We start from the raw sequence: 25,464 nt of genomic DNA on the forward strand, positions 1-25,464 counted from the left end.
CGCGCCGTCGCCCGGCCCGCGCCCTTGCCCGCCCGCGCCGTCACCCGGCTCGTGCCACGGCCCGCTCGCACGGCGGCCCGGCCCGCGGCGGCGGCGGCCTCGCCGACCCGCCGAGAGGCCTCGCCCGCCGTCTTCCGCGCCCGTTCCCACCCAGCTGCCACGTATCCAGTCATACCCGAAGGGCGGGTGAGTTGTCCGGTGCGCTAGGTCACTCCGTGGATGATGGGATGTCGCTGGGATGTCCACGGTGCCGTTCGCTCCGGTCATGGGCGAGAATGAACTGTGAGCGCAGTGAGCGAGCGAGCCAGTAGGGACAGCAGCCGTCGTGCTGCGAGGCTGACGGGAGACGACTCTTGAGCCGGACTCGATCCCGTGCCGTGGTCCTTGACCAGGCGTGCGTCGCGGCCGTCGACCTGGCCAGAGCCGCGGTCGAGGAGAACGTGAAGCCCGGAGAGGTGGGCGACCACCTCGGGGTCGAGGGCGAGGGCGACCGCGTCGTCACCCATTACTTCGCCTGTCTCGACCGCGCCTACCGGGGCTGGCGCTGGGCCGTCACGGTCGCCCGCGCCTCCCGGGCACGCAACGTGACGGTCAGCGAGGTCGTGCTCCTGCCCGGCGCGGGGGCCCTGATGCCGCCGCAGTGGGTGCCGTGGAGCGAGCGGCTCCTGCCCGGCGACCTCGGCGTGGGCGACCTGCTGCCCACCTCCGACGACGACGACCGGCTCGCGCCCGGCTTCACCGAGACCGACGACGACTCCGACCACCAGATGATCTTCGAGTACGGCCTCGGCCGGGCCCGGGTGCTCTCCCCGATCGGCCGCGACCGCGCCGTGCGGCGCTGGCACTCCGGCGAGTCGGGGCCGCACACCCCGCTCGCGCACGCCGCGCCCGCCCAGTGCTCCACCTGCGGCTTCTACTGGCCGCTCGCGGGCGCGCTGCGCACCGGCTTCGGGGTCTGCGCGAACGAGTACGCCCCCGACGACGGCCGGGTGGTCGCCGCCGACCACGGCTGCGGGGCCCACTCCGAGGCGGCCGTGCTGCCGCACCAGGTCGAGCCGACCTCGCCGATCCTCGACGATCTCTCCTACGACACCGCGGAGAACGGAGCGGAGCCGGATCTGGCCGGATCGGTGGACGACACCGCCTCCGAGCCGCTCGGTCACTCCTGACCCGGCGCCGCCGGGCCGTTCCCAACCCGGGGCACCGGGTCCATCCCGCCCCGCCGCCGTCCAGGCGGCACACCCGGCCTTCGCGGCCGGGCGCCGCTCCCGTGGCGTCCCGGCCGTCCTGGCCCTCCCGGCCGTTCCGGCCGGGACGCCCGGTCGTGCGGGGCATCGACCTTTGGAAGCATCGCCTTGACAGACATCTTCGGCACCGAACGACTGCGCTCCGCCGTCCTGGCCGCCTGGACGGCCTCGCCCTCCCGGTTCCGCGAGGACGCCAACGCGGAGGAGGACTTCGCGCTCGGCGGCTACCGTGACCGGCTGATCGTCGAGCTCGCCCAGAACGCCGCCGACGCCGCGCTCCGCGCCGGGGTGCCCGGACGGCTCCGCCTCTCGCTGCGCGAGGGCGTGCTGTCGGCCGCCAACACCGGTGCCCCGGTCGACAGGGCCGGGATCGAGGGTCTGTCCACGCTGCGCGTCTCCGCCAAGCGCGACGACGCCCGCGCGGCCGGACGGTTCGGCGTCGGGTTCGCGGCCGTGGTGTCGGTCTGCGACGAGCCGGTGATCGGCTCGCTCGGTTCCGGCGTCGTCCGCTGGTCCCGCGACCAGACCGCCGCCCTGGTGGCCGCCGAGCCCGAGCTGGCCAAGGAGCTGGCCGAGCGCGGCGGGCACGTCCCGCTGCTGCGCCTGCCCTTCCCCTCGGGCCCGGTCGAGATCCCCGCCGGGTTCGACACGCTCGTGCGCCTGCCGCTCCGTGACGAGGCGGCCGAGGAGGCCGTACGGGCGATGCTGAGGGAGACCAGCCCCGCCCTGCTGCTCGGCCTGCCCGCCCTGGAGTCGATCGAGGTCGACGTGGACGGCGAGACGCGGGCCGTCACCGCCGAGGGCTGGAAGGTCGTCTCGGCCTCCGGGCGGTTCACCCCCGAGCAGGTGGCCGAGCTCTTCGCCGACCGCCCGACCGAGGAGCGCTCCCGGCCGCACTGGCTGGTCCGCTGGGCCGTACCCGTCACCGGTCCTGCTTCTGCCAATCCCGCTTCCGCTGGTTCCGCCGGGTCCGGGTCCGCCGGTCTCGGTTCCGCCGGTCTCGGTTCCGCCGGGTCCGGGTCCGCCGGTTTCGCGGGCGGGGTCCCGGGGGGTTCGCGGGAGGCGGCGCAGGCCGGGGAGCCCCGGCCGCTGCCCGCCCTGGTGCCGCCCGTGGTGCACGCGCCCACCCCGAGCGACGAGCCGCTGGACCTGCCCGCGCTGCTGATCGCCTCGTTCCCGATGGCCACCGACCGGCGGCACGTCGCGCCGGGTCCGCTGGCCGACTTCCTGGTCGAGCGGGCCGCCGACACCTATCTGGAACTGCTCGCCGGGCTGCCCCGTACGCCCCGGCTCCTCGACCTCGTGCCCGGCATGATGGGCAAGGGCGAGCTCGACGCCCGCATCCGCCGGGCGATCCTGCGCAGGCTCCCCGACGCCCCGCTGCTCCCCGCCCTCTCCCCGCCCGCCGACCCGGCCTCGACGGGCAGGCCCGGCGGGTCCGGTGCCTCGCTCCTGCTCCCCGACCCCTCCGAGGTGGCCGCCGCCGCCACCCCCTCGGCCCCGCTCCCCGACGGCGAGGAACCGGTCGTCTCCGGGCGGCAGGCCTCCGTGGTCGCGGCCCCGGCCGAGCTGCTGGAGAGGGTCGCCCCCATGATCCCCGGCCTGCTGCCCGCGGGGTGGCCGTCCCGGCATCCGGCGATCACCGCGCTCGGCGTCAGCCGGGTGACGCTCTCCGAGATCGTGGACATGCTCTCCGGCGACGCCGTCAAGGACAGGGACCCGGCCTGGTGGCGGTCGCTGTACGAGGTGCTGCCCGCCGACGACCCCGAGGCCCTCGGCGCGCTGCCGGTGCCGCTGGCCGACGGCCGCCTGGTGAGGGGGCCGCGCGGCACGCTGCTGCTCACCGACGGCTCCGCGCTGGACCCGGCCGTCCTCGCCCCGCTCGGGCTGCGCGTGGTGCACCCGGACGCGGCCCACCCTCTCCTGCTCAGGCTCGGCGCGGGCGAGGCCACCCCCCGTACGGTCCTGGAGGACCCGCTGACCCGCTCGGCGGTCTCGGAGTCGCTCGACAGCCCCGACTCCGAGCCGGTGGCCCAGGCGGTGCTCGCGCTGGTCGACGCCGCGGGGCTGACCGCGGGCGACGCCCCCTGGCTGTCCGAGCTGGCGCTGCGCGGCGCCGACGGCGAGCTGTACCCGGCGGGCGAGCTGCTCCTCGCCGACGGGTTGCTGGCCGGGCTGCTCGACACGGAGACGCACTTCGGCACGGCCGCGCCCGAGCTGGTGGAGCGCTACGGTCCCCGGGTGCTCGCCGCGGCGGGGGTGCTCGACGGCTTCGCCGTGGTCAACGACTCCGATGTCATGATCGACCCGGACGAGTGCGACCACGACCTGGACCGCGAGGACGAGTGGCTGGAGACCGTCCTCGACCTGCTGCCCGAGATGGACGTGCCGCCGGTCGCCCGGGAGTTCTCCGCCGTACGCGACCTGGAGTACGTCGCCGACTGGCCCGCCGCCCTCGCCCTGCTGTCGCGCCCGCCGCTCCGCTCGGTGCTGCACCCGCTGCGGATCCTGGTGGCGGGGGAGATCGTCGAGGTGCCGTCGTACACCGCCTGGTGGCTCTCCACGCACCCGGTGCTCGCCGGCCGGCGTCCCACGGAGCTGCGGCTCCCCGCGGGCGACCCGCTGCTGTTCGGCCTGTACGGCGACGCCCCGGCCGTCGTCGACGAGGCCGCGCTGGCGATGATCGGGGTCCGGAGCACGCTGGCCGACCTGCTCGCCACCCACGGCGGTCCCGACGAACTGCTCGACCTGCTGGGCGACCCCTCCGTGGAGGTCGACCGCGCCCAGCTCCGTTCCCTGTGGGTGGCCCTCGCCGGGGTCGACCCGGCCCGCGTGGGGCCTCCGCGCGCCGTACGGGCCATCCTCGGCGACGCGATCGTCGCCGTCGACGCGGAGGACGGCCGGGTGCTGTCCGGTGGCACCGACGAGGGGGCGGGTGAGCCGGTCGTGGTCGAGGCGCCGGACCTGCTGCCGCTCGTCGCGGGCCGCCCGTTGATCCTGGCCCCGTTCGATATGGCCGAGGCGCTGTCGGAGCTGCTCGACCTGCCGCTGGCGGGGGAGGAGGCCGCGGGTGAGGTGACGTCCTCGGGCGAGAGGCGCGACGTCCCGCCCGCCGTACGGTCACTGCTGCCGACCGCGCCCGCGACCTACGTGGAGCACGAGAGGCTGCTGGTGGACGGGGTCCCCGCCGCCTGGCGGTTCTTCGAGGGCGCGGTGCACGCCTCGGGCGCGGAGGGGCTGGCGCGCGGGCTCGCCTGGGCGTCCGGCCAGTGGGGCGACCGGCTCGCGGTGGCGGCGCTGCTGCGCGATCCGGCGGCGGTGCCGCTGCTGCTCGCCGAGGCCGACCTGGACAGCTGGACCGCCTCGACCTAGCCGGCCTGGGCCGCCTCGACCTGGACGCTCGCCGGGGCGCGCGGGAGTCACAGGATCGCGGTGGTCGGCTCGATCGGTTCCTCGGGCGGGGGCCTGCGGCGGTTGCGGCGGCGTACGAACCAGATGCCGAAGAGGCCGCCGCAGATGCCCGACACGCAGGTCCAGATCCACCAGCGGTACTCGGGATCCGGCTGCGCGACCAGGAGCACGACCAAGGCGACGGCCCACAGGCCCGTACCCGTGAGGATCGTGAGCGTGTCGTTGGTCTTCAACGGCTGCAGCTCCGGGCGTCGTGGCTGGTTCACGCGCTCCAGACTAGGCGACGACGTCTCACTGTTCGCAAAACGGATTACGTCAAGACGCGAATCCGTCTCGAAAGCATCACCATCAACAGCCGGGTCTTCCGGGGAGGGAATCCCGCTGTCACTCTGCGTGAGTGAATGATGTTAAAACCCCCCGAATAAGTAAGATTGACCGTTTCTTCTTCATCTCTGATCGTGGCTCGTCCGTGGGCCGGGAGGTGCGCGGCGGGTTCGCCACGTTCTTCACGATGGCCTACATCGTCGTGCTCAACCCCTTGATCATCGCGACCGTCAAGGACGCCGAGGGCCAGTTCATCGGCGACGGGAGCACGCCCAACATCCCGCTCGTCGCGGCCGGTACCGCCCTCGTGGCCGGACTGCTCAGCATCCTGATGGGGGTCATCGGCAAGGTTCCTTTCGCGATGGCCGCGGGCCTCGGCCTGAACGCCTTCGTCACCTACGGCATCGCCTCGCAGATGTCCTGGGAGTCGGCGATGGGCCTGGTGTTCCTGGAGGGCGTGATCATCGCGCTCCTGGTGCTGACCGGGTTCCGAACCGCCGTGTTCAACGCCATCCCACCCCAGCTCAAGACGGCGATCAGCGTCGGCATCGGCCTGTTCATCGCCCTGATCGGTTTCGTGGACGCCGGCTTCGTCCGCCGGGTGGCGGCCGGGCCGCCGCTGGAGCTCGGCATCGCGGGCTCGCTGACCAGCTGGCCGATCCTCGTCTTCGTGGCCGGTCTGCTGCTGATCGTGCTGCTGGTGGCGCGCCAGACCAAGGGCGCCATCCTGATCGGCATCATCGCCACCACCGTCCTCGCGGTCGTCGTCGAGGCGATCGCCAAGGTCGGAGCCTCGGTGACGCCGGGTCAGCCGCCGAACCCCGCGGGCTGGCAGCTCGTCGTCCCCCAGCTGCCCGAGCAGATCTTCGGCTTCAACAACCCGCTGGTGCTGTTCAGGGAGTTCGACCCGCTCGGCGCCTTCGGCTCCGTCTCGGTCATCCTGGCCCTGCTGCTCATCTTCACCCTGCTGATCACCGACTTCTTCGACACCATGGGCACGATCGTGGGCGTCGGCGGCCAGGCCGGGCTGATCAGGGAGGATGGCACCTTGCCCAAGACCCGCGAGATCCTCCTCGTCGACTCGATCGGCGCGGCGGCCGGGGGCGCGGGCTCCGTCTCCTCCAACACGACCTACATCGAGTCGGCGGCGGGTGTCGGCGAGGGGGCCCGCACCGGCCTCGCCAGCGTCGTCACCGGCGTGCTGTTCCTGCTGGCCATCTTCGTCTCGCCGCTCGTCGCCGTCGTCCCCTACGAGGCCGCCGCCCCCGCCCTGGTCGTGGTCGGCTTCCTGATGATGACCGCAATCCGCGAGATCGACTTCACCGACTACGAGATCTCCATCCCGGCGTTCCTCACGATCGTTCTGATGCCGTTCACGTACTCGATAGCCACCGGCATAGGTGCGGGCTTCGTCACCTTCGTGCTGATCAAGGCCGTCAAGGGCAAGGCGCGTGAGGTCCACCCGCTGATGTGGACGGTCGCGGGGCTGTTCCTGATCTACTTCGCACTGGGACCGATCAAGGCGCTGCTCAACCTCGGCTGAGAACCGAGCTAAGACCGTCATGGTGATCTATGAGGATGATCACCATGGCGGTCGTCCGCCATCGCCAAGTTGAAGGCGTTCGGTAGCGTCTGTGCAGACTCATGCGGGCGGAAAGACGACGAAGCCCTGCGGGTGCTGTTTGGCGGGAGCACATACGCGAGTTCATCGCTCGTGGCCGGCCCAGGACATCGCCCGCCATCTCGGCGATGTCACTCTCAACACCATGTACCGGCAACTGTCCCCGCTGGGCCAGCCGTCGGCTCATCCGCGAGATCGGGCCAGGCGTCCACACCGCCTGGCCAACCTCTCCGGCGCGTAGCGATACTCCGGCGGCCGGGGGCGGCCATCACCATGTCACGGGCAACGCCGTGGGGCCGCTGACGAGGTGACCGGCCCGCCAGGGGATCTCCGAGGAGGGTACGGCGAGTTCCAGGGCGGGGAACCGGCTCACCAGGGCGGCCAGCGCCACCTGGAGTTCGGTGCGGGCTAGGAGCGCGCCCAGGCAGAAGTGCGGACCGTGGCCGAAGGTCAGGTGGACGTTGTCGTCGCGGCGCGGATCGATCCCGTGGGCGTCGGCGAAGACGGCGCCGTCGTGGTTCGCGGCGACGGCCGACAGCACGACCCCGCTGCGTGCGGGGATGGTCACACCCGCGACCTCCGCGTCCCGGGTGGTGACCCGGAAGAGGAGCTGGGGGACGGCTGGGTGGGCGCGCAGCAGTTCCTCGGTCGCCGCGGGGACGAGCGACGGGTCGGCGCACAGTTCCGCGTACAGCTCCGGTCGGCGCAGCAGCGCGTGGACACCCGCCGTGAGCTGGCTCTGCGTGGTCTCGTACCCCGCCACGAGCAGCACCACCGCGAGGTTGACCAGCTCGGGACCGGTAAGCGCGTCTCCCTCCTCATCCGCCGTGGAAAGAGCGCTCAGCAGGTCGTCACCCGGCTCGGCGGCCTTGGAGGCGACCAGGTCGGACATGTAGGCGCGCAGGTTGCCGGCAGCCTCGAACACCTTCTCGGGCGGGTCCGTGACCGACAGCATCGCCGTCGACCATTCACGGAAGGTCACCCGGTCCTCGTACGGCACGCCGAGAAGCTGGCAGATCACCGTGATCGGCAGGGGGGCGGACAGCGCCTCCACCAGATCGGCGGGCGGGCCGGTCCGTGCCATGTCGTCCAGGAGCCGGTCGACGACCTCCTGGACACCCGGCCGCATAGCCTCGACGCGGCGGCGGGTGAAGGCCCTGGACGCGATGCCCCTCAGCCGCGTGTGGCGGGGCGCGTCCATGTCGAGCAGGCTGTCGGGCACTCCCAGCGACGGCCTCGGCGCGTAGCGAGGGGCGCCGGGCTCCAAAGTTGCCGCCCTGCTGAACACCGGGTCGGACAGGACGCGGCGGACGTCCTCGTGCCGCGTGACCAGGTAGCCCTCCTCGCCGGACGGCAACGTCCAACGTCTCACCGGCCCGATCTCGGGGATGTCGCGCTCATCGTGGTTCCGGGGTGAATCGACGATAGGCATGCCGGGTGTCAGCTCTCTTTCTCGAAGCGCTCGAAGGCGCGGGACAGTCGTGTCAGGTAGGCGACTTCGTCTTTCATGAGCGGCATCTTCGGCGCGATCACCGCGCCGTCGTGCCCGCCGGGCTCCCGGTTCGTGTCCAGCTGGTCATCGTCGTCGGTGAAGGCGCCGGCCAGTTCCTCACTTTCCCCGCCCACACCGCTCTCGGCCACCTCGACGATCTCGGCTCCCTTACTGCTCTCGCCGCCTTCATCGCCTTCACCGCCTTCACCGCCTTCACCGACTGAGAACGCGCGCAGAGCCACGGCGATGGACCGGGCGTCAGCCGCCACGTCGGCCACGGGCCGCTGTTCCGCCGCGAGGTCCCGATAGGGCTCCAGGATGAGCAGGCCGTCACGGATCTCGATCACGCGGCGGTACAGCCGGTAGCCCACGACGTCACCGAGCGCGTGTGACGGCCTGCTCCTCAGGTACGGCATCGCGGTCGTCAATGCCAGCCACAGCGGGTGGAGACGGCGTAGCGCCAGCCGTTGGGCCGCCACCCGGAAGGGCCCCGTCAGCCGGGGTCCCCACACACTGATCGTCGGTCCGGCGAGGATGAGCGCCACGGCCCCGAAGCCGATGTAGGTCGCCGCGTAGGTAGTCGCCCCTGGCGGCAAGGGCAATGCCAGGTAACTCGTCGCCACGGTGGACCCGAGATAAAGGCAGTAGACCAGCCCGCAGATGTCACCCACGACGAGGATGTGCATCCCCACCCGCAGATACCACTGCCTGGCGTAGTTCTTGTACCGCCAGGCCGAGCGCAGCGTGTCCACCAGAACGGCGGCGATGTAACCGAGGAAGATCGCGTAACAGCAGACCACGAGCGCGTTCCCGCCGTAGACGGCGAGGAAGCTCGCGCCCACGTCGTCGCGGGTGCCCGATCCGAGCAGCGTCACTCCCATGCCGGCGATCGCGCAGGCCACCCCGATCAGACGGGCCCGGACGCGCGGGGGACGGCCGGCCTGGCGGTGCGTCACATAGGCGACCACCGTCCAGAACGCGGCCATCGAGCACAGGATGATGCTGAACGACAGCCAACGGCCGAGCCCGTCGACGCCCGTCAGCAGATCGAGCCGGGGGCGGACGTCCGGGGACTGCGCCACCGCTCCCAGACCGAGTGTCACCACGTGTACCAGTGAGGCGGTGTCCGCGGGAGAGCGGCGGCGGGCGGTCAGATGGCGGACCGTCTGAATGGCGATCGCCCATATGACGACGACCTCCACCCAGTAGAAAGCCTCAGTCACGTGCCCGTCCCACCTGGGCGCCCCAGGCCCTCTCGATATTCCTGATCACGTCGGCGACGTCGGGGGGCGGCTCGGTCGCCGACACGATATTGAGGCCGGGAGTGAGGACCCGTGGGGCGAGAATCAAATCGGCGAATGCCTCCGCCTCGTCCTCCGCGGGGTTCGTATAACCGTTTCTGCAGAGAACGCTTTTTATCATCTCGGGGTCCAGGTCGGGAAGGAGCATGTTATGGAGCTCTTCGCTGCGCCACCCGCTGTCGTGGTGGTCAAGCAGCAGATGACCCAGCTCGTGCAGGACGATGTGACACTGGTGCAGCGGGGATTCGCTGCGAACATAACACAGAAAATCAGTTGTCTTCGACTTTATGTAGAGACCGCACGGCGCACTGCGGACGGCCGACATGGCGACCAGACGGATACGGCGGGCTCTCCGTTTTTCCACACGACTGACAAAAACATCCAGATCGAAGGGATCGGGTAGGACGTCTCCGTCCTCAAGCTCCTCTATCAGCAGTTCACATGGTGTACGTCGCGCCCTCTTCAATGGGGACCGTCCGGCATGTGAATCATTCTCACCTCTGATCGCGCCCGAAAAGGCGTATCGTATATCGCGTCGCATGGCGGTATCGCATGGAGGGCGATGTACGGACAACCTCAAAAGGCCTGGGCGGATGGCCCGCTTTGTCAGGCCCTGGGCCCGGGAGCGTCCGTCGCGTCCGGAGGTGAGGAGGGAGCCGGCGAACCGGGGCCGATCGCGGCCTCCAGGCTGCGGATCGCCTCGATGATCCGGCTGATCCGCTCCCGCCCCTCCGCAGAGGGGTCGAGAAGGCGCCCCACCAACCACTGGACCTGGTTGTCCCGCATGCTCCTCAGGAGTTTCAGCTGCTCGTCGATACGGCGAACCTGGACGTCCACTCTCGCCTCGTCCTCCGGGTCCAAATGGCCGGGTTCGTAGAGGTAGATCGGGTCGACTCCGAAGAAGTTCGCCAGGGCGACCACCTTGTCAAGGCTGAGGTTGCCCGGCCGCTGCCCCTCGCGGATCATCTGAAGGTATTGACGGGAGATGCGAATACGACCTCCGGTCTGCTGCTGGATGGCCTCGGCGACCTCTCCATAGGAGAACTGGCGTTGGGCGGCATTCGGATCCTCTGCACGCTCAGGACGAAGACGCAACTGGAACAGGGTGTCCAATTTCTCCGCCAAGCTGAGTGGTCTATCAGGCATGGGCATAGATCTCCGAAGCCGTCGGTAGCGTGTCAACCAATGTACAAGCGGATCGTCTTCCGAAGAAACCGCAGGTTACAAGGATCGACTCATCCGATTCGCGCGTGCGGTGTCTGTTTCACCATCCTCCCGCCGATCCTCCTGGAATACCGGCGTCAACTGAGACCCTCAATGTACGCCATCTTCGGCCAGAACGGTTGACAACCCTCAAACCGTGCGACCAAAGTGACTTCAACTTGTCGTGAACGATGTCCGGGGAAACCAATTGGGGGTGTGAGGTCGCCAGCGGTCCCGCTCCGGCTTGTGGGCCCATGCGCGGTTGTGCGTTGAGTGAAAGGTACGAGCTGTTCACCGGCGTGCTGCTGACGTTACGGCGGCGGGCGGCATCGATCGGCATCTCGAAAAGAGATATGAGCGTGATCTCCTCCTCCTCATCCCCATCCCTGCCCCCCGGACCCGATCACCATCCGGCGCGACAGCTCGAACACCCCCTCGGGGGACGGCCGGGGGCGGACGCGTCCCGCCCGCCCGCCGCCCCGGCCCGGCGGCCCGTTCAGGCCGACCGGTCCGGTGCGACAACGGAGAAGTCGAGAAATGCTCCGCCAGAAGGGGAAAGAACCTTGGCCATCCGGAACGGAGTGACCACGTCGTCGGACGTCGCCCAGGCCGGGAGGGAAGAACCCGGCGACCGTTCCCGGTCCATGCTGTCGGCGGTCGAGACCGTCCCCCTCCGTTCGCTGCTTCCCGCTGACTCTCCGCGGAGTGTCGGAGAGGACCTCCAGCACGTGCGGCTGCTCTTCGAGGTGGGCACCGCGCTTCCTCCGGTGATCGTGCACCGCTCCACCATGCGGGTGCTGGACGGGATGCACCGGCTGCGGGCGGCGACGCTGCGCGGGGACGACACGATCCGGGTGCGGTTCTTCGAAGGTGACGAGCATGACGCCTTCGTGGTCGCCGTCAGGGAGAACACCTCGCACGGCCTCCCGCTCTCCGCCGGTGACCGGGCTGCGGCGGCTGAGCGGATCGTCCGGTCACACCCGCACTTGTCCGACAGGGCCATCGCCAGGATCTCCGGGCTGTCCGCTCGGACGGTGAGCCGCATCCGCCGCGCCGCCTTCGCCGAGACCGCCCAGCCGACGGTAAGGCGGGGACATGACGGCAAGGTGCGTCCGCTGGACAGCTCCGCCGGCCGGATCCGTGCGGCCGAGCTGATCGAGAAAGGGCCGCACGCCTCACTCCGGCAGATCGCACAACAGGCGGGGATCTCACCGGGCACCGTACGCGACGTCCGTGACCGCCTGCGGCGGGGCGAGCATCCCCTGCCGAATTCGCTGAAGTCCGCGGACACACCCCCCGGGACCGTCTCCCGGAACCGGTCGACGACTCCTGACGCCCCGTCCACGCTCGTCTCCCCCGGCCCGCGCCGGGCGTCCGGATCCGGGTACGACCGGGACCGGACGTCACCGCTGGGCATCCTGATCAGAGATCCGTCGCTGCGATCCGGAGAGCGTGGCCGGCTCCTCCTGCGGCTGCTCAGTGTCAGCGCCTCGCTCACGCCCGGAGGGGAGCAGTTGATCGACGCGGTTCCCGAGCACTGCGCCGGCCTCGTCTGCCAGGTCGCTAGGCAGAACGCCGCCGCCTGGGCGGAGTTCGCCGACGAGCTCGAGCACCGGACGGCACGGCCCGGGGCGCGAGCGCGGGGATGACGCCACCGCGGACCCCGGCCCCCGCGAGCACGCGGAAGTTACGGGTGATCGCGCGGGTCACGGCACGAGGGGGTCGGGAGGCGGCGTGACGTCGGGTGTGCAAGCGCCGGGAATCGGCGGTTGCACACCCGGGTGGTGCGATCGGAGGGGGCACGCGGGGATCCGGGTCACGGGCGTCCGTGCCTGATCGTCCACCCCGTGGCCGTCGTGATCAACGTCCGGGACGATCATCGCGGACCGGGGTCCTCGCGACGTCCGGTGGGATCGGACAGGAGCTCGGCGGGCAGTTCGACCGTCACCGTGAGACCGCCGTCGTCGCGGGGCCGGGCGGTCACGACGCCGCCGTGGGCCTCGGTGATGGCCCGCACGATGGACAGCCCCAGGCCGTTGCCGTGGCCGGATCTCAGCCGGTCGGCGTGAAGCCGCCGGAACGGCTCGAATAGGTTGCCGATCTCGTATGCCGGGACCACGGGCCCGGTGTTGGCCACGACCAGCCTGACGCGGCCAGCGTGGCTCTGCGTGGTCACCCACAGCCGGCCACCCGCGTGGTTGTGGCGGATCGCGTTCTCCACCAGATTCTGCACAAGCCGTTCCAGCAGGACCGAGTCGCCGGTGGTGGGCGCGGTCTGCGGCGAACACTCCATGCTCACCCCGCGTTCACCGGCCTCCGGGGCCGCCAGGTCCACGACGTGCTCGGCCACGTCCGCCAGGTCGAGAAAGTGACGGTTGAGGATGGGCCGTTCACTGTCGGCGAGAATGAGCAGAGAGTTGATCAGCTGCTCGTGCCGGGCGTTGACCGTCAGCAGGGCCTCACCCAGCCGCTTGACGTCCTCGGTCGCGCCCGGCCTGGCGACCGCGACGTCCACCAGGGTCCGGTTGATGGCCAGGGGGGTGCGCAGCTCGTGGGAGGCGTTGGCGACGAAGCGCCGCTGGCCGTCGAAGGCGTGCGCCAAACGGGAGAGCATGATGTCGAAGGTGTCGGCCAGCTCCTTGATGTGGTCACCCGGCCCGGTGTAGGCGATGCGTTCGGTGAGGTCACGGCCGTGGGCGACCTTGCGGGCGGTCTCGGTGACCCGGCGGATGGGACGCAGCGCCCGGTCGGCCACCAGCCAGCCGAGCCCGAGCGCCGCCGCGCCGACCAGGGCGAGCGCGACGTATCCCTGGGTCAGCAGGGAACGCAGCGTGGTCTGCTCGTACCGCCGCTGCGCCATGAGCACCTGTTCCCTCGGGACCAGGTAGAGGATCTTGTCGCCGCTGTCGCACCCGGTGTAGGCGGGGGGCACGCAACGCGGGGAGGGCGCCAGGACCGCGAGCTGCTCCCGCAGGCCGGCGCGCATCAGCAGGTAGGTCACCCCCAGCAGTGCGACGCCGGCGACGAGGAACATGCCGCTGTAGAGCAGGGTGAGCCGCATCCGGATGGTGAGCCTCATCGGATCCTGTATCCCACCCCGGGGACGGTCTCGATGACCGCCGGGTCGCCGAGCTTGCGGCGGAGTTTCACCAGGGTGACCCGTACCGTGTTGGTGAAGGGGTCGATGTGCTCGTCCCAGGCCTTCTCCAGGAGCGTCTCGGTGGAGACGACCGCGCCGTCGGCGCGCAGGAGTTCGGCGAGCACCCCGAACTCCTTGCGAGCCAGCGGCACGTACCGGCCGTCCCGATAGGCCTCCCTCCGGGCCGGGTCGAGCCGCAGCCCGGCCCGTTCCAGCGTGGGGGGAACGGCGAGCCGGCTGCGGCGGCCCAGGGCGTGCACCCTGGCGGCCAGTTCCTCGAAGGCGAAAGGCTTGGTGAGGTAGTCGTCGGCGCCGAGCGCCAGCCCGGCCACCCGAGAGCGCACGTCGCTCGCCGCGGTGAGCATCAGCACCCGGATGGGCGAGCCGGAACCGGCCAGCAGACGGCACACCTCGTCCCCGTGCACACCGGGAAGATCACGATCGAGCACGAGCACGTCGTAGTCGTTGACGGCGAGCCGGTCCAGGGCGGTGTCGCCGCCGTAGACGACGTCCACGGCCAGGGCGTGGGCCCGCAGCCCCTCCGCGACCGAGTCGGCGATCATCCGCTCGTCCTCGGCGATAAGTACACGCACTCGCATTCCTCCGAACCGGCACCTGTGTTCCTCTCGGACAAGCCCCGACGCACGGGCGTGTCACGGCCATTGTCACCGAGCCCACCTAACGCCGACGTAACCACAGACGGTTACGTCGGCGTTATCCGTTGTTGGCTGTACTACCGCACTGATGCCGGGAAACACCTGGCTCGACAGCGGGGTGACCTATGCACGCCCACGATTTCCGAACGCTTTTCAGTCTTTCCACGTCCGCCGCCGGTTCGACCGACGTCCGGCCGGATCCCGTGTTCTCTCGGCCGCGTGGAGTCCTCGGGCCGCGCCCCGGCGCGGAACGTCACGCGCTGTTCCTGACGGTTCTGGCGCTGGCCGTGGCACTGCGGGTGGTCACCATGCTGGGATACCGGCCGGCCTGGCTTTTCTACGGCGACTCCTACGCCTATCTGGACGCCGCCGAACGTCTGCGCCCGTTATGGGGATTCCAGCCCAGCGGTTATCCGATGCTTTTGTGGGCGCTGCGGCCCTTTCACAGCCTGGCCGTGGTCACCGCGTTCCAGCACCTGCTCGGGCTGGGTGTCGGGGTGATGATCTACGCGCTGCTGCGCCGTATGTCGCTGCCCGCTTGGGGCGCGACGCTCGCCACCGTCCCGGTGCTGCTCAACGCGTCGTTCCTGGCGCTGGAGCACAGCGTGCTGTCCGACACGTTGTTCGTCTTCCTGGTCGTCTCCGCGGTCACCGCGCTGATGTGGTCGCCGCGTCCGTCGGCGTGGCAGGTCGCCTCGGCCGGTCTGCTGCTGACAGCGGCGGCGCTCACCAGGACGATCGCGGTCCCGCTGATCGTCCTGGTGGCGGCGTACCTGCTGATCCGTCGTGTCGGCTGGCGGAGGCTGTGTGTGCTCACGGTGGTCACCGCCCTTCCCCTGGCGCTCTACGCCGGCTGGTACGGCAGGCACCACGGCCGGTTCGGCCTGGTCGGCGGGGACGGTGTCGCGCTGTGGGCACGGACGATGACCTTCGCCGACTGCGAGGTCGTCAGGCCGCCGCGCAAACTCGCCCCCCTGTGTCCGAACGGCTCACGGCAGGACGCCGCCTCCGAGTATGTCTGGGCGGCCGATTCGGCGATCAACCGGATGCCGGGTGGGTTCGGCAACAACGACCTGGCCCGGGAGTTCGCCGTGCGTGCCATCGCGGCCCAGCCGTTCGACTATGCGCGTTCGGTCGTCGGCGACACCCTGCTCGCCTTCACCTGGACCCCCGTGCCTCACCCCAAGCGGGTTAGACCGGCCTTCGGCTTCGTCGAAGGGAACTGGCCGCTACGCGACGACCCGGCGGCGAGGCGGATCGTCCACACCTACGACCCGGCGGTGGACGGTGTCCGTTCCGTCGCCCCCTACGCCGGTTTCCTGTCGGCCTACCAGTATCCGGCTTACGTCCGAGGGCCGATGCTCGCCGTGTTGCTGCTGCTGGGCGCGCTGGGAGTGTGGCGCGGAGCACCGTCGCCCGGCACGCCGGGAGTTCCGGGAGTGCGGCGGGCGACGCTGTCGCCGGGTGCGCGGGGAACGCGGCGCAGCGCGCTGCTTCCCCTGGGAACGGCGGTGTTCCTGCTGGTGGCGCCGGTGGCCGTCCTGGACTTCGACCATCGCTACGTGCTGCCGGTCATCCCCCTGGCCTGTCTGGCCGCCGCGCTCGGCGTCGCCGGCGCCCGCGGGCCCCGCCAGGGCGTGGACACCACCGGCCGTGGACGATGGAAATGGAGTGAACGCGTGATGAGCAGGCTGGTTCGAGCACACCGGGGCATTCGCGCGGAACCGCTCGATTAAGCGGGATCGTCATGGCCAGAGCAGGGCAGAGCAGATCGCGCATCGCGCATCCGAGGGATCACATCGCGCTTGGAACGCTGGTCTCGATGTTCCCGCCCTCGATGGTGAGGGCCGCCGTCGAGCAGGCGGGGGCGAAAGAACGACGGTCGCGAACCCTCCCCGCACAGCTGGTCACCTACTACGTTCTGGCGTGCGTGTTGTGGCACGAGCACTCCCACGAGGAGGTGTGGGAACGACTCACCACGGGGCTGGCCTGGCTGAACAACACCCGCCTCGGCGACGACGTCCGCCCGCCGGTCTCCTCGTCGATATCGGACGCCAAACACCGGCTGGGCAGCGAGCCGCTGACATTGCTGCTGAAGTACGCGGCCGTCCCGCTCCGCGGGGATGCGGCCGGGCGATGGCGAGACCGTATGGTGGTGGCGGTCGACGGATTCGGGCTGCGTGCCCAGCCCACGAAGGCCAACCAGGAGCGGCTGAGCGGTCCTCCCGGCGACACCGGTACCGAGGCGTTTCCTCAGGTCCGGGTAATGGTGGGGGCTGACTGCCGGACGGGGACGATCGCGGCCGCGCGGGTCGAGGGCCACACCGCCAATGAGAGCGCGTCGTTCCGCAGGCTGGTCGCCGCCTTCGGGCCGGGCACCGTGCTGGCCGTCGCTCCCCGGCTCTTCTCCCCGGCTCACCACTCGGCCGCGACGGCCCGGGGGGCCGCCCTGATCTCGCTCGCCCCGCGGTCCGTTTCCTTCCCGGTCGTCGCGCCCCTGCCGGACGGGTCGTGGATCTCCCACCTCGGATCGCCCCCGGGCCGGACCGGAAGGCCCGTACGGGTACGGGTGGCGGGACATGGTTCCGGCACGGAAGAGGGCCACCTGGTCAGCAGCGTCCTGGACCCGGACGAGGCGAGCGCGGCCGAACTGGCCGACACCTACGCGAGCAGGTGGAGCCCCCGGTCGTTTCTCACCTGTCTCCGACCCGGCGGGCAGGCGGACACGGAGATCGTGCTGCGCTCCAAGAGGCCCGACGGCGCCTTCCAGGAGGCCTGGGCGGCTCTCGCGGTCTACCAGGGGCTGCGGACGATGATCGTGAAAGCCCAGGCCGCCGGGATCCACACCGTGGTCGACCGCCTTCTTTGAGAAGGCGGAGCGCCGTTCTCGGCGCCGGCTTTCCCGGCGCGACCTGGCTTCGCGATGCGCCGGGCTTCGCGATGCGGAGAGGCGCGGCGCGGCGCGGGAATTCTTTCACCACCGGCGGACATGGGCGCGGGCATTGGTCATGAGCATTGGCGGAAGGCGCCGGCCCTGAGCATCGTCGCCGAAAAGAAGAGAACGTGTCCCGTCCGAGAGGTGTGTTTCTCGGCACCTTCCGGCCGGACACACCCCACGCTGGCGGTGCGCCATTAAATGGCTACAGGGCGTATGCGCCGTTAATCGAGCAGCCCCGCCTTCCTTTGAAGAACGGCCGGTTCGGAGAACAGCCTGATAAAAGGCATTTCCTACCATGCAGATAGGTATTACATGAAGTGTTTAAGGCTGTTGCCATCACTTCTCCGCATAAGTTAATAATTCCCTCGTACAAATCAATGTCCCTGACAGGAAAGGTGATTTCATGTACGCCAGGATCGAAGCGCTGGGAAGCAGCCTTCTCAGCCGGTTCGTGCCCAAGACCGACGCCCAGGCCTGCGGCTGGTACAGCTGGAGTGCCTGCTGGCAGTGCGCGGGTTCCGCGTGCTCCGTGAACACCTGCAACGGCGAGCTCCGCTGCAGGTAGTCACCACGTAGCCCGGGGAGTATCCGCCTTCAGGACTCGACACTGACGCGGATATTCCCCGGGCTCGGCCCCTCGCGACCCACCGTAAGCGCGGAGAAAATTTCGGTGCAATACATAGCGATCGGCATGCGGCTTCTGATCGGCGTCGTCTTCCTGGCCTCGGCCGTCAGCAAGGTCATGGGGCGGCGGGCCTTCGATGACTTCACGACCTCATTGGGCGGCATGCGGATAATGCCACCCTCCCTGTGGCGGCCGGCAGCGATTTTTGTAATAGCCTCGGAGTTCGCCGTCTGCGGCCTGCTGGCGTTTCCCGGGCCATTCACAGCCCTGGCGGGTTTCCTCCTCGCGACGGGATTGCTGGCCGTTTTCACGGTCGCCGTCGCCACGGCGGTCCACCGGGGAGTCCGCGCACCGTGCCGGTGCTTCGGGGTGTCGGCGTCCCCCCTCGGCCCCCGGCAGATCACCCGCAACCTGATCCTCGTTCTCTGCGCCGTCCTGGGTGCCGTGACCGCACCGGTGACCGGTCCCCTGGCTCCGGCCGGTACGGCCGTGGCCGTGTTCGGCGGCCTGGTCTGGGGAGGCCTGGCCGTCGTGAGCGACGAGATCCTCGACCTGTTCCACCCCATCGACAAGGCACCGGGCCTCGCCCGCGACAGCCGGTAACCGAGAAGAGGAGAGCAACAATGGCCATCGTTGTCGTGGCGATGACGCTCGTGGGAATGTTCTGTGCCGTCAACCTGATCCTCACGGTGGGAGTGATCAAACGGCTGCGCGAGCACTCCGACCTTCTGTCCGGGATGAGCGGTCCCCCCACGATCCCGGTGGGCAAGGAGATCGGCGGGTTCCTGACGTCCACGGTGGACGGCGAACTGCTGAGTGACGGCCTCATGTCCGACGACAGCCTGGTGGCGTTCTTCTCCCCCGGGTGCGGGCCGTGCAAGACCACGGTTCCGGCGTTCGTGGAGTATGCGAGGAAGCTGCCCGGCGGGCGGGATCGGCTACTGGCCGTCGTGGTCGGCGACCCTGACGAGGCCGCCGGGTTCGTCGGTGACCTGAACCCGGTGACCCGGGTGGTGGTCGAGAACGCCGAGGGCGCGTTGAGCACCGCGTTCGAGACGAAGGCGTACCCGACCTTGGTGAGGGTCGGCACGAGAGCCGACGGCCGGCTCGTGGTCACGGCGAACGAAGTGAACCTCGGGCATCCTGTCACCACCGCATGAGCGACGTACAGGAGACCGGGCACACCCACGTCACCACGGACACCGGGGACACCGGGGACGACACGCCACACCAGGGGCGGAATGTCGGGCCAGGCGCCGGGGACGTCATGCCGCGACACGGGCGGGCGGAGACGCGATCGACGGTACGGCGGATCTTCGCCGCCTTTTCCCTGGCCGCCGAGGCGGCTTCCGGCGCCCTGGCCCTGTACGTGACGCTGACGCTGGCCACGGGAGCGCTTCCGGTGGTGATCGCCTGGCTGACCAAGTCGGTGCTGGACGGCGTCATCGGCGGCGCACCGCCGGGAACGCTGATCACGCTCGGTGCGGGCCTCGCGGCGACCGGCGTCGCCGTCGGGGTCATGCCGCAGATGACCAAGTACCTTCAGGCGCAGATGGATCGGAAGGTGGGATTGCTCGCGCAGGACCACCTGTTCACGGCGACCGAGGGCTTCGTTGGGCTGGGCAACTTCGAGGACCCGCCCTTCCTGGACCGGATAAGGCTCGCGCAGCAGTCCGGGGGGACGATTCCCAACAGGGCCGTCGACGGGCTGCTGAGCGTCTCGCAGTCGGCTGTCACCATCACCGGCTTCACCGGCTCGCTGTTTCTCCTCAGCCCGGTGATGACCGTACTGGTCCTGGCGTCGGGGGTGCCGACGCTGGCCGCTCAGCTCATGTTGTCACGGCGGCGAGCACGGATGATCTGGGACATCGGCCCGGTCGAGCGGCGGGAGATGTTCTACAGTGACCTGCTGACCAGCGTGCGGGCAGCCAAGGAGATCCGGCTGTTCGGCATTGGGGCCTTCTTCCGCGGGCGGATGCTGGAAGAACGCGGTACCGCCAACGCCGCCAGGCAAGCCATGGACAGACGCGAGGTCTGCACGCAGTCCTTGCTGGGGCTGGCCGGCGCACTGGTGTCGGGCGGCGGGCTGCTGTGGGCGGTGAACGCCGCCGGCTCAGGAGGCCTGTCCGTCGGCGATATCACGATCTTCATAGCGGCGGTCGCCGGTGTCCAGGGCGCCCTGGGCACACTGGCGGATGCGATGGCGCGAACCCACCAGGCGTTACTGCTGTTCGACCACTACCTGACGGTGATCGCCACTCGGTCCGACCTCCCGGTGGCCCGAAATCCACGCGTCCTGCCGGAACTGCGGGAAGGCATCGAGTTTCGCGACGTGTGGTTCCGCTACTCCGATTCCCACCCGTGGATCCTGCGCGGAGTCGACCTGCACATTCCTCACGGCAGGGCGACGGCACTGGTCGGGCTCAACGGTGCGGGAAAGTCGACCTTGGTGAAACTGCTGTGCCGTTTCTACGACCCGACCCGCGGTGCGATCCTGTGGGACGGCGTCGATCTGCGCGACGTCGACGCCGCCGAGCTGAGAAAGCGAATCGGCGCGTCGTTCCAGGATTACATGGAATACGACCTGACTGCGGCGGAGAACATCGCCCTCGGCGATCTGGATGCGCTGGGGAACCACGAGCGGATTCAGCGATCCGCGAAGTACGCCGGCATCCACGACAAGATCATGGAATTGCCCCGGGGATACGACTCTCTGCTGTCGAGGGTGTTCTTCATGGAGTCCGAGAAGGATGATCCGGACACCGGAGTGGCGTTCTCGGGCGGACAGTGGCAGCGGCTCGCCTTGGCCCGCGCGTTCCTGCGTGACCACCGTGAACTCATGATCCTCGATGAGCCCTCGTCCGGGCTCGACGCCCAGGCCGAGCACGAGATGCACACCGCCCTCAGACGGCATCGTGGCCGGCGGACCAGCCTGCTCATCTCGCATCGGCTCGGTGCCGTGCGTGAGGCGGACCTCATCGTCGTGCTCTCCGGCGGCCGCGTCATCGAGCAGGGCGACCACTCCGCGCTGATGACCGGGGCCGACGAATACGCCCGGTTGTTCACATTGCAGGCGTCCGGATACCAGACCGGCGCGCGGGACGAGACGGCGTCGACGGGAGGAACGCGATGACACCCGGCACACAGCGGGACGAGGCGGCATCGGCCGGGTCCGGATCCGAACCACTCCTCCCGTCGCTCCCGCGGATCCCGCCATCCGGCGGCCCTCCGGGCAGGGCGCGAGCCCTGACACCCCCTGACGGAACGAGACCCGAGGATTTCCTGGTGTCCGGCGACGCCCCGCGACGCCGGCACATGTCCCCTTCACGGTGGACGCCGCTCGTGCTGACGGTCCTCGGGGGCGGCGGCCTACTGACGTCGTCGCTCGCCGGAGAACGCGGCTGGGGTTTGACCTGCGGCTTGGTGATGCTGATCGGCCTCTGCCTCGGCGTCCTATCAAAGCTCAGGCGCAAACTGGTCACGGTGACCGTGCGCGGCAGGAGTATGGAGCCGACCTACCACCACGGTGAGCGCGTTCTCGTACGGCGTGACTTCACCCCGGCTCCGGGACAGGTCGTCGTCGTCGAGTATCCGGGGAACGGTGGCGTGTGGCCGGACCCGCCCGTGGGGCACGCGACGGGGCCGTCCGAGATCACCGGACGAAGATGGATCATCAAGCGGGTGGCGGCGACCTCCGGTGACCCCGTACCCCGTGACACGGTTCCCGCCCTGGCCGAGGCCGGGGAGGAGAACGTCCCGGAGGGACAGATGGTTCTCCTGGGAGACAATCCCGATGCGAGCTTCGACTCCAGACAGATGGGTTATTTTCCACTGGAGCGCATTCTGGGAACGGCGGTTCGCAGACTCGGCCACTGAGGCCTCCCGCGGCGACGGTCGGCCCTCACGCGTTATCCGCCCGGTGCTTTCGGGGCGCCCCTCACGCGGCCGTCGCCCCGGATAGGACGTCCGGCGCTGATCGCCCGGCTTTCGCCCTGGCAGCGCCTTACAGGACCGGCCCATGAAGTCCGCCGGGTGGGAGGGAGAACTCAAAGCCGGAAGCTCGTACAACTACCCCGGAAAGCAGCCGGGGATTCGCCGTCCACCGGTGAAGACACCGCCCGGCGCCGGGCGGGCCGTACCGATCTCCGAGAAGCCGCGTAGGTCGTCGAGCCGGTTCGTCACCTGCTCGCCTTCTCCGTCTGCGTCCTCGGACTCGCGGGCGTAGAGAGCCCGAACGATCAGGTCAGGGTTGATGTCCGGTTTGGTGCGACCGCCGACACGGCGGGGAGTCCATGTCATGCGTACATGGTTACCTGAGTCGATAGTGAAATCGATAGCCACCGGTATCGGTGCGGGCTTCGTCACCTTCGTGCTGGTCAAGGCCGTCAAGGGCAAGGCGCGTGAGGTCCACCCGCTGATGTGGACGGTCGCGGGGCTGTTCCTGATCTACTTCGCACTGGGCCCGATCAAGGCGCTGCTCGGCCTGGGCTGAGCGACGGCCCGAAGGCCGTCACGGTGATCCAAGAAGATGATCATCGTGACGGCCTTCTCCCGTTCGTCGTACGGCGGAGCGGAACCGTGGTGGACGGATCGCGGTCGCCGGGCGGCGGGCGCCGACGCGCCGGGCATCCCGCCCGCGACCCGAGGTCCGTTTCCAGATCATGCCGGCAGGACGGTGGCCTCCGTTTTCCCGAAGAGGGACGGCAGGTCCACGAGGAGGACGTCGCCACGGCGGCGTGCGACGGCCACGAGGTCGGGATGGAAGCCTTCCAGGGAGAAGACCGCCAGCCGGGTGGAGGTGACGTCGTGTCCCTGGCTTCGAAGGATCTCCTTCAGCCGGTCGAGTCGCTCCAGGTCTGCGGGGCCTCGCCTTACGAGGGTGGCCTTCGCCTCCCCGATGAGTCCCACCGTGGCGCGGCCGGATCTCCGGTCCAGGGCGATGACGTCTATTTCGTGTTTGGCCCGTCCGCCTTGATCGTTGATCACTGTCGAGGCGATCGTGCTCGTTCCCGCGCGGAGGGAGGGGTCGGTGTGGCGGCGGAGCCACTCGCGTGAGCATTCCTCGAAATGAGGGCCCAGGACACGGGAGATGAAGGTGGGCTGAGATTCGTGCCATGCCCGGGCGGCGCCGCCCGTCTCGATCAGGTCCCGTTTCGGAACGGTGATCAGGTTGTGGAAGCGGATGATGGGATCCGCGACGGTGATCACCGGGCGACGTTCCCAGAGCGGGTCGGTCGAGTAGTCGAGATGTCCCGAACTCGTCAGCATCTCGAGCGGGCGGGTCAGGGATGTGCGGTCGCGTTCGACCAACCCGCCGATCTTCGTCGGACTGGTGGCGCCGGTGGCGACCGCGTTGATGATCGCGTAGTGGAGTGAGCTCCCGGTGAACCGCGGGTCCTCTCGCAGCAGATACTCGGCCTCGCTGCGCGAGAAGAGCGCCTGACCGGGGTCGAGAACCGTCGCGGGGATCCAGGTGTCGAACTCCTGGGGGGTCTGAGGCGAAGGTGACGAGGTCAGGTTGCGGTATCCGGGAGATCCGCCGAGCGTGGCGTGCAGTCGCAGAGCGGTCGCCGGATCGTCGATGCCCCAGTGCAGCGCGGTGGTGCTCGGATCGAACGGCTGGAGACGCATGTCGACCGCGGCCCGCCCGCGCAGGGCCTTCGTGCCGGACAGGAGATCGTTCATCACGGACATGGCCGATCCGCAGACGATCACTCGTCCGCCCTCGTGGCCGTGGCCGGTCTGTGAACGGTCGTAGAGCAGTTGGAGCAGGCCGGGAAGCTCCGGAGAGTGCGTCATCCAGTAGGGCAGCTCATCGATGACCAGCAGTCCGGAGGCGCCGCGCCGTCGCATGGTCAGGCTGATCGCCGAATCGAGGAGGGACTCCCAGGCCGGCGTCGTCGCGGAAGAGGCCGGAGCTCACTCCCGCATATCGCGCGAGGTCGTCGGCGAAGCGCCGTCGAGCGGCCACCGTGCCCTCCTCGGCGACGGCGGAGACGTAAAGGCCGTCCATCGTGTCGGCCAGCGCGCGGAGGAGGTAACTCTTGCCGACCCGCCGCCGTCCTGACAGGACTCCCAGCCGCAGACGGGGGTCGGGATGCGTGACGAACTCGGTGAGCATGGACCACTCGGAGTCGCGGGCGAGCAGCCTGGGTGGTTTGAGCACTGCTGTCTCCTGAACTGTAGGTTTCCAAGCATACAGTTCAGGTGGTAAGCGTATATGGATTTGCTGGAAGGTCCGTCCTGCGCGGGTGCGTGTCGTGCCGGGCGCCGCGGTGAGCGCGGTGAGCACAGTGAGCGCGGTGAGCACAGTGAGCGCGGTGAGCGACGCCGGGCGCGCCGGGCTCCCGAGGTACTCCGACAGCCACGGCGACGGTTTCACCCCGGCCGGTTCCGTCGCCGTGGGCGGGCGTCCGGACGTGCCTGCCGGGCTGGGGGTGCCGACCGGTCTCAGGGGGCCGACCGGACGGCGACCTTGCGGCCTTCCCGAATGCCGTCCTGCTCGCCGCCCTCCCCCCCGTGCGCCGTCCCGCTTGACGCTCTCATCTCCGTACGTTGTTCTGCCCGACGTCCCCCTTTCCGTGCGCCGTCTTGTCGTGCTCTCAACGCCCTCTGGGGCCTCCGGGGCCGCCAGGGCCGCCAGGGCCGCCAGGGCCGCCGGGACCGCCGGGGATCAGGCCCGCGCGGTACGCCTTGTGGACGGCGTCGGATTCGGCCTGGGTGAGTGTGCCGGCGGTGACGGCCGGCTTCAGCCGTTCGGCCAGGGCGGCCTCGGCCTCGGCGGCACGTTCCTGCTTGAGGGTCTCCAGCGCGGCGGCGACCTTGTCCGCCGTGAGGCCGAGCTTGGTGGCCAGGGCCTCGGCCCGTTCCCGGACGGCGGCCTGCTCGGCGTCCTTCCCTGGAGCGGCCTCGGCGTCCTTGGGCGGGCGGCCCGGTCCGCCTTCCTTCCCGAGTTCCTCCAGGGCCGTGGTGACCTTGGCCTCGTCGACACCGAGGATCTTGGCGAGCTTGGCGGCCATCTCCCCGCGGTCGCCACGTATGCCGTGGCCGTGGCCACCGCGCGGGCCGTGCTCCGCGCCGTCGGGGGCGGGACCGGGGGTCGCCGAGGAGGAGGACGACGGCGTGGGGGTGGGACTGGTCGCCCAGGCCGCTACGGGGATGGCCAGCCCTCCGGCCAGAGCGGTGCCGACGCCTGCGACGATGATCATGCGCTTGGTGCGGTTCATATGACTCCTAGTCCGATGCGGAGCGCCTACCGAACCGATGGTCGGGCGGCCACATGAGACCCCCCTCATCCCTTTCTGAGAATCCGGTGAGATTCGATGAGATTCGGGGGCGCATCGGCCGACCGCTCCAGTGGGGGAGTCCTTTCCGGGTGGTCGTTCCGATCGTCGGGATCATGGGCTGTCCCGCTCCCTGTACGGCTTTCCTGTCGTGTGCCGGGAGCCCGGCGGGCCCGCGCGGTGAACCCCCGTATCTCCGGGGCACAGTGAAGTCAACGGGCTCT

General features: G+C 69.7%; 23 protein-coding genes. 13 read left to right on the forward strand and 10 right to left on the reverse strand.

Annotated features, from left to right (window positions below):
• Positions 1-353: 353 nt before the first annotated feature.
• The gene (locus ABT053_RS15445) at positions 354-1,169 is read left to right on the forward strand and encodes a DUF3027 domain-containing protein (RefSeq protein ID WP_350969659.1); all 816 of its coding nucleotides are present in this window, start codon (positions 354-356) and stop codon (positions 1,167-1,169) included.
• Positions 1,170-1,355: 186 nt separating this feature from the next.
• Entirely contained in the window at positions 1,356-4,619 is a 3,264-nt protein-coding gene (locus tag ABT053_RS15450) for a sacsin N-terminal ATP-binding-like domain-containing protein (RefSeq protein ID WP_350969660.1), read from the forward strand.
• A gap of 47 nt (positions 4,620-4,666) precedes the next feature.
• Here ABT053_RS15450 and ABT053_RS15455 read toward each other — a convergent pair whose 3' ends face one another.
• On the reverse strand, positions 4,667-4,924 hold the full coding sequence (locus ABT053_RS15455; RefSeq protein ID WP_350969662.1) for a DUF2530 domain-containing protein: 258 nt from the start codon (positions 4,922-4,924) through the stop codon (positions 4,667-4,669).
• 131 nt (positions 4,925-5,055) lie between these two features.
• Here ABT053_RS15455 and ABT053_RS15460 point away from each other — a divergent pair, with 131 nt between their 5' ends.
• Entirely contained in the window at positions 5,056-6,525 is a 1,470-nt protein-coding gene (locus ABT053_RS15460; RefSeq protein WP_502991771.1) for an NCS2 family permease, read from the forward strand.
• 346 nt (positions 6,526-6,871) lie between these two features.
• Here ABT053_RS15460 and ABT053_RS15465 read toward each other — a convergent pair whose 3' ends face one another.
• Genes ABT053_RS15465 through ABT053_RS15475 form a run of 3 tightly spaced genes read right to left on the reverse strand, consistent with a single transcriptional unit; the run spans position 6,872 to position 9,544 of the window.
• Complete coding sequence (locus ABT053_RS15465) at positions 6,872-8,035, reverse strand: cytochrome P450 (protein WP_350969664.1); 1,164 nt, start codon at positions 8,033-8,035, stop codon at positions 6,872-6,874.
• Between the two features lie 8 nt (positions 8,036-8,043).
• Complete coding sequence (locus ABT053_RS15470; protein ID WP_350969665.1) at positions 8,044-9,318, reverse strand: MAB_1171c family putative transporter; 1,275 nt, start codon at positions 9,316-9,318, stop codon at positions 8,044-8,046.
• Positions 9,311-9,544, reverse strand: a complete 234-nt coding sequence (locus ABT053_RS15475) for a hypothetical protein (protein ID WP_350969666.1) — start codon at positions 9,542-9,544, stop codon at positions 9,311-9,313. Before ABT053_RS15475 ends, ABT053_RS15470 begins: the two co-directional genes overlap by 8 nt.
• A gap of 3 nt (positions 9,545-9,547) precedes the next feature.
• Here ABT053_RS15475 and ABT053_RS15480 point away from each other — a divergent pair, with 3 nt between their 5' ends.
• Complete coding sequence (locus tag ABT053_RS15480; protein WP_350969667.1) at positions 9,548-9,799, forward strand: hypothetical protein; 252 nt, start codon at positions 9,548-9,550, stop codon at positions 9,797-9,799.
• A 203-nt stretch (positions 9,800-10,002) separates the two neighbouring features.
• Here ABT053_RS15480 and ABT053_RS15485 read toward each other — a convergent pair whose 3' ends face one another.
• On the reverse strand, positions 10,003-10,521 hold the full coding sequence (locus ABT053_RS15485; RefSeq protein ID WP_350969668.1) for a helix-turn-helix domain-containing protein: 519 nt from the start codon (positions 10,519-10,521) through the stop codon (positions 10,003-10,005).
• Between the two features lie 641 nt (positions 10,522-11,162).
• Here ABT053_RS15485 and ABT053_RS15490 point away from each other — a divergent pair.
• On the forward strand, positions 11,163-12,248 hold the full coding sequence (locus ABT053_RS15490; protein ID WP_350969669.1) for a ParB/RepB/Spo0J family partition protein: 1,086 nt from the start codon (positions 11,163-11,165) through the stop codon (positions 12,246-12,248).
• Between the two features lie 227 nt (positions 12,249-12,475).
• Here ABT053_RS15490 and ABT053_RS15495 read toward each other — a convergent pair whose 3' ends face one another.
• Positions 12,476-13,678, reverse strand: coding sequence for a sensor histidine kinase (locus ABT053_RS15495; RefSeq protein WP_350969670.1), 1,203 nt, complete (start codon positions 13,676-13,678; stop codon positions 12,476-12,478).
• Complete coding sequence (locus ABT053_RS15500) at positions 13,675-14,331, reverse strand: response regulator transcription factor (RefSeq protein ID WP_350969672.1); 657 nt, start codon at positions 14,329-14,331, stop codon at positions 13,675-13,677. Before ABT053_RS15500 ends, ABT053_RS15495 begins: the two co-directional genes overlap by 4 nt.
• Positions 14,332-14,597: 266 nt before the next feature.
• On the opposite strand from ABT053_RS15500, the gene ABT053_RS15505 reads away from it, so the two are divergent.
• The 8 genes from ABT053_RS15505 to ABT053_RS15540 all read left to right on the forward strand — a co-directional run bounded on the left by ABT053_RS15505 (position 14,598) and on the right by ABT053_RS15540 (position 22,449).
• Positions 14,598-16,130, forward strand: coding sequence for a hypothetical protein (locus ABT053_RS15505; RefSeq protein ID WP_350969673.1), 1,533 nt, complete (start codon positions 14,598-14,600; stop codon positions 16,128-16,130).
• 11 nt (positions 16,131-16,141) lie between these two features.
• Positions 16,142-17,263 (forward strand): transposase domain-containing protein, encoded by a 1,122-nt coding sequence (locus ABT053_RS15510; RefSeq protein ID WP_350969674.1) that lies wholly within the window; start codon positions 16,142-16,144, stop codon positions 17,261-17,263.
• Positions 17,264-17,735: 472 nt separating this feature from the next.
• Complete coding sequence (locus ABT053_RS15515; RefSeq protein WP_350969675.1) at positions 17,736-17,897, forward strand: hypothetical protein; 162 nt, start codon at positions 17,736-17,738, stop codon at positions 17,895-17,897.
• Positions 17,898-18,002: 105 nt separating this feature from the next.
• Positions 18,003-18,560 (forward strand): MauE/DoxX family redox-associated membrane protein, encoded by a 558-nt coding sequence (locus tag ABT053_RS15520; RefSeq protein ID WP_350969676.1) that lies wholly within the window; start codon positions 18,003-18,005, stop codon positions 18,558-18,560.
• A 20-nt stretch (positions 18,561-18,580) separates the two neighbouring features.
• Positions 18,581-19,117 (forward strand): thioredoxin domain-containing protein, encoded by a 537-nt coding sequence (locus ABT053_RS15525; RefSeq protein ID WP_350969677.1) that lies wholly within the window; start codon positions 18,581-18,583, stop codon positions 19,115-19,117.
• A complete protein-coding gene (locus ABT053_RS15530; protein WP_350969678.1) occupies positions 19,114-21,090 on the forward strand; it encodes an ABC transporter ATP-binding protein in 1,977 nt (658 codons plus the stop codon). Before ABT053_RS15525 ends, ABT053_RS15530 begins: the two co-directional genes overlap by 4 nt.
• Before the next feature lie 209 nt (positions 21,091-21,299).
• A complete protein-coding gene (locus tag ABT053_RS15535; protein WP_350969679.1) occupies positions 21,300-21,833 on the forward strand; it encodes a S26 family signal peptidase in 534 nt (177 codons plus the stop codon).
• A gap of 448 nt (positions 21,834-22,281) precedes the next feature.
• On the forward strand, positions 22,282-22,449 hold the full coding sequence (locus tag ABT053_RS15540) for a hypothetical protein (RefSeq protein WP_350969680.1): 168 nt from the start codon (positions 22,282-22,284) through the stop codon (positions 22,447-22,449).
• 167 nt (positions 22,450-22,616) lie between these two features.
• Here ABT053_RS15540 and ABT053_RS15545 read toward each other — a convergent pair whose 3' ends face one another.
• The 3 genes from ABT053_RS15545 to ABT053_RS15555 form a co-directional block, all read right to left on the reverse strand.
• Positions 22,617-23,810 (reverse strand): ATP-binding protein, encoded by a 1,194-nt coding sequence (locus ABT053_RS15545; protein WP_350969681.1) that lies wholly within the window; start codon positions 23,808-23,810, stop codon positions 22,617-22,619.
• A complete protein-coding gene (locus ABT053_RS15550; protein ID WP_350969682.1) occupies positions 23,770-24,123 on the reverse strand; it encodes an ATP-binding protein in 354 nt (117 codons plus the stop codon). Before ABT053_RS15550 ends, ABT053_RS15545 begins: the two co-directional genes overlap by 41 nt.
• Before the next feature lie 436 nt (positions 24,124-24,559).
• Entirely contained in the window at positions 24,560-25,183 is a 624-nt protein-coding gene (locus ABT053_RS15555; protein ID WP_350969683.1) for a hypothetical protein, read from the reverse strand.
• Positions 25,184-25,464 lie beyond the last annotated feature (281 nt).

Source organism: Streptosporangium sp. NPDC002524 (assembly GCF_040295985.1).
Lineage (GTDB): Bacteria > Actinomycetota > Actinomycetes > Streptosporangiales > Streptosporangiaceae > Streptosporangium.

Excerpts from the sequence above, each read along its gene's own strand:
- ABT053_RS15465 (WP_350969664.1), bottom strand. The coding sequence starts at position 8,035 with ATGCCTATCGTCGATTCACCCCGGAACCACGATGAGCGCGACATCCCC.
- ABT053_RS15475 (WP_350969666.1), bottom strand. The coding sequence starts at position 9,544 with ATGCTCCTTCCCGACCTGGACCCCGAGATGATAAAAAGCGTTCTCTGC.
- ABT053_RS15480 (WP_350969667.1), top strand. The coding sequence starts at position 9,548 with ATGGAGCTCTTCGCTGCGCCACCCGCTGTCGTGGTGGTCAAGCAGCAG.
- ABT053_RS15495 (WP_350969670.1), bottom strand. The coding sequence starts at position 13,678 with ATGAGGCTCACCATCCGGATGCGGCTCACCCTGCTCTACAGCGGCATG.
- ABT053_RS15510 (WP_350969674.1), top strand. The coding sequence starts at position 16,142 with ATGGCCAGAGCAGGGCAGAGCAGATCGCGCATCGCGCATCCGAGGGAT.
- ABT053_RS15515 (WP_350969675.1), top strand. The coding sequence starts at position 17,736 with ATGTACGCCAGGATCGAAGCGCTGGGAAGCAGCCTTCTCAGCCGGTTC.
- ABT053_RS15525 (WP_350969677.1), top strand. The coding sequence starts at position 18,581 with ATGGCCATCGTTGTCGTGGCGATGACGCTCGTGGGAATGTTCTGTGCC.
- ABT053_RS15530 (WP_350969678.1), top strand. The coding sequence starts at position 19,114 with ATGAGCGACGTACAGGAGACCGGGCACACCCACGTCACCACGGACACC.
- ABT053_RS15545 (WP_350969681.1), bottom strand. The coding sequence starts at position 23,810 with ATGCGACGGCGCGGCGCCTCCGGACTGCTGGTCATCGATGAGCTGCCC.
- ABT053_RS15555 (WP_350969683.1), bottom strand. The coding sequence starts at position 25,183 with ATGAACCGCACCAAGCGCATGATCATCGTCGCAGGCGTCGGCACCGCT.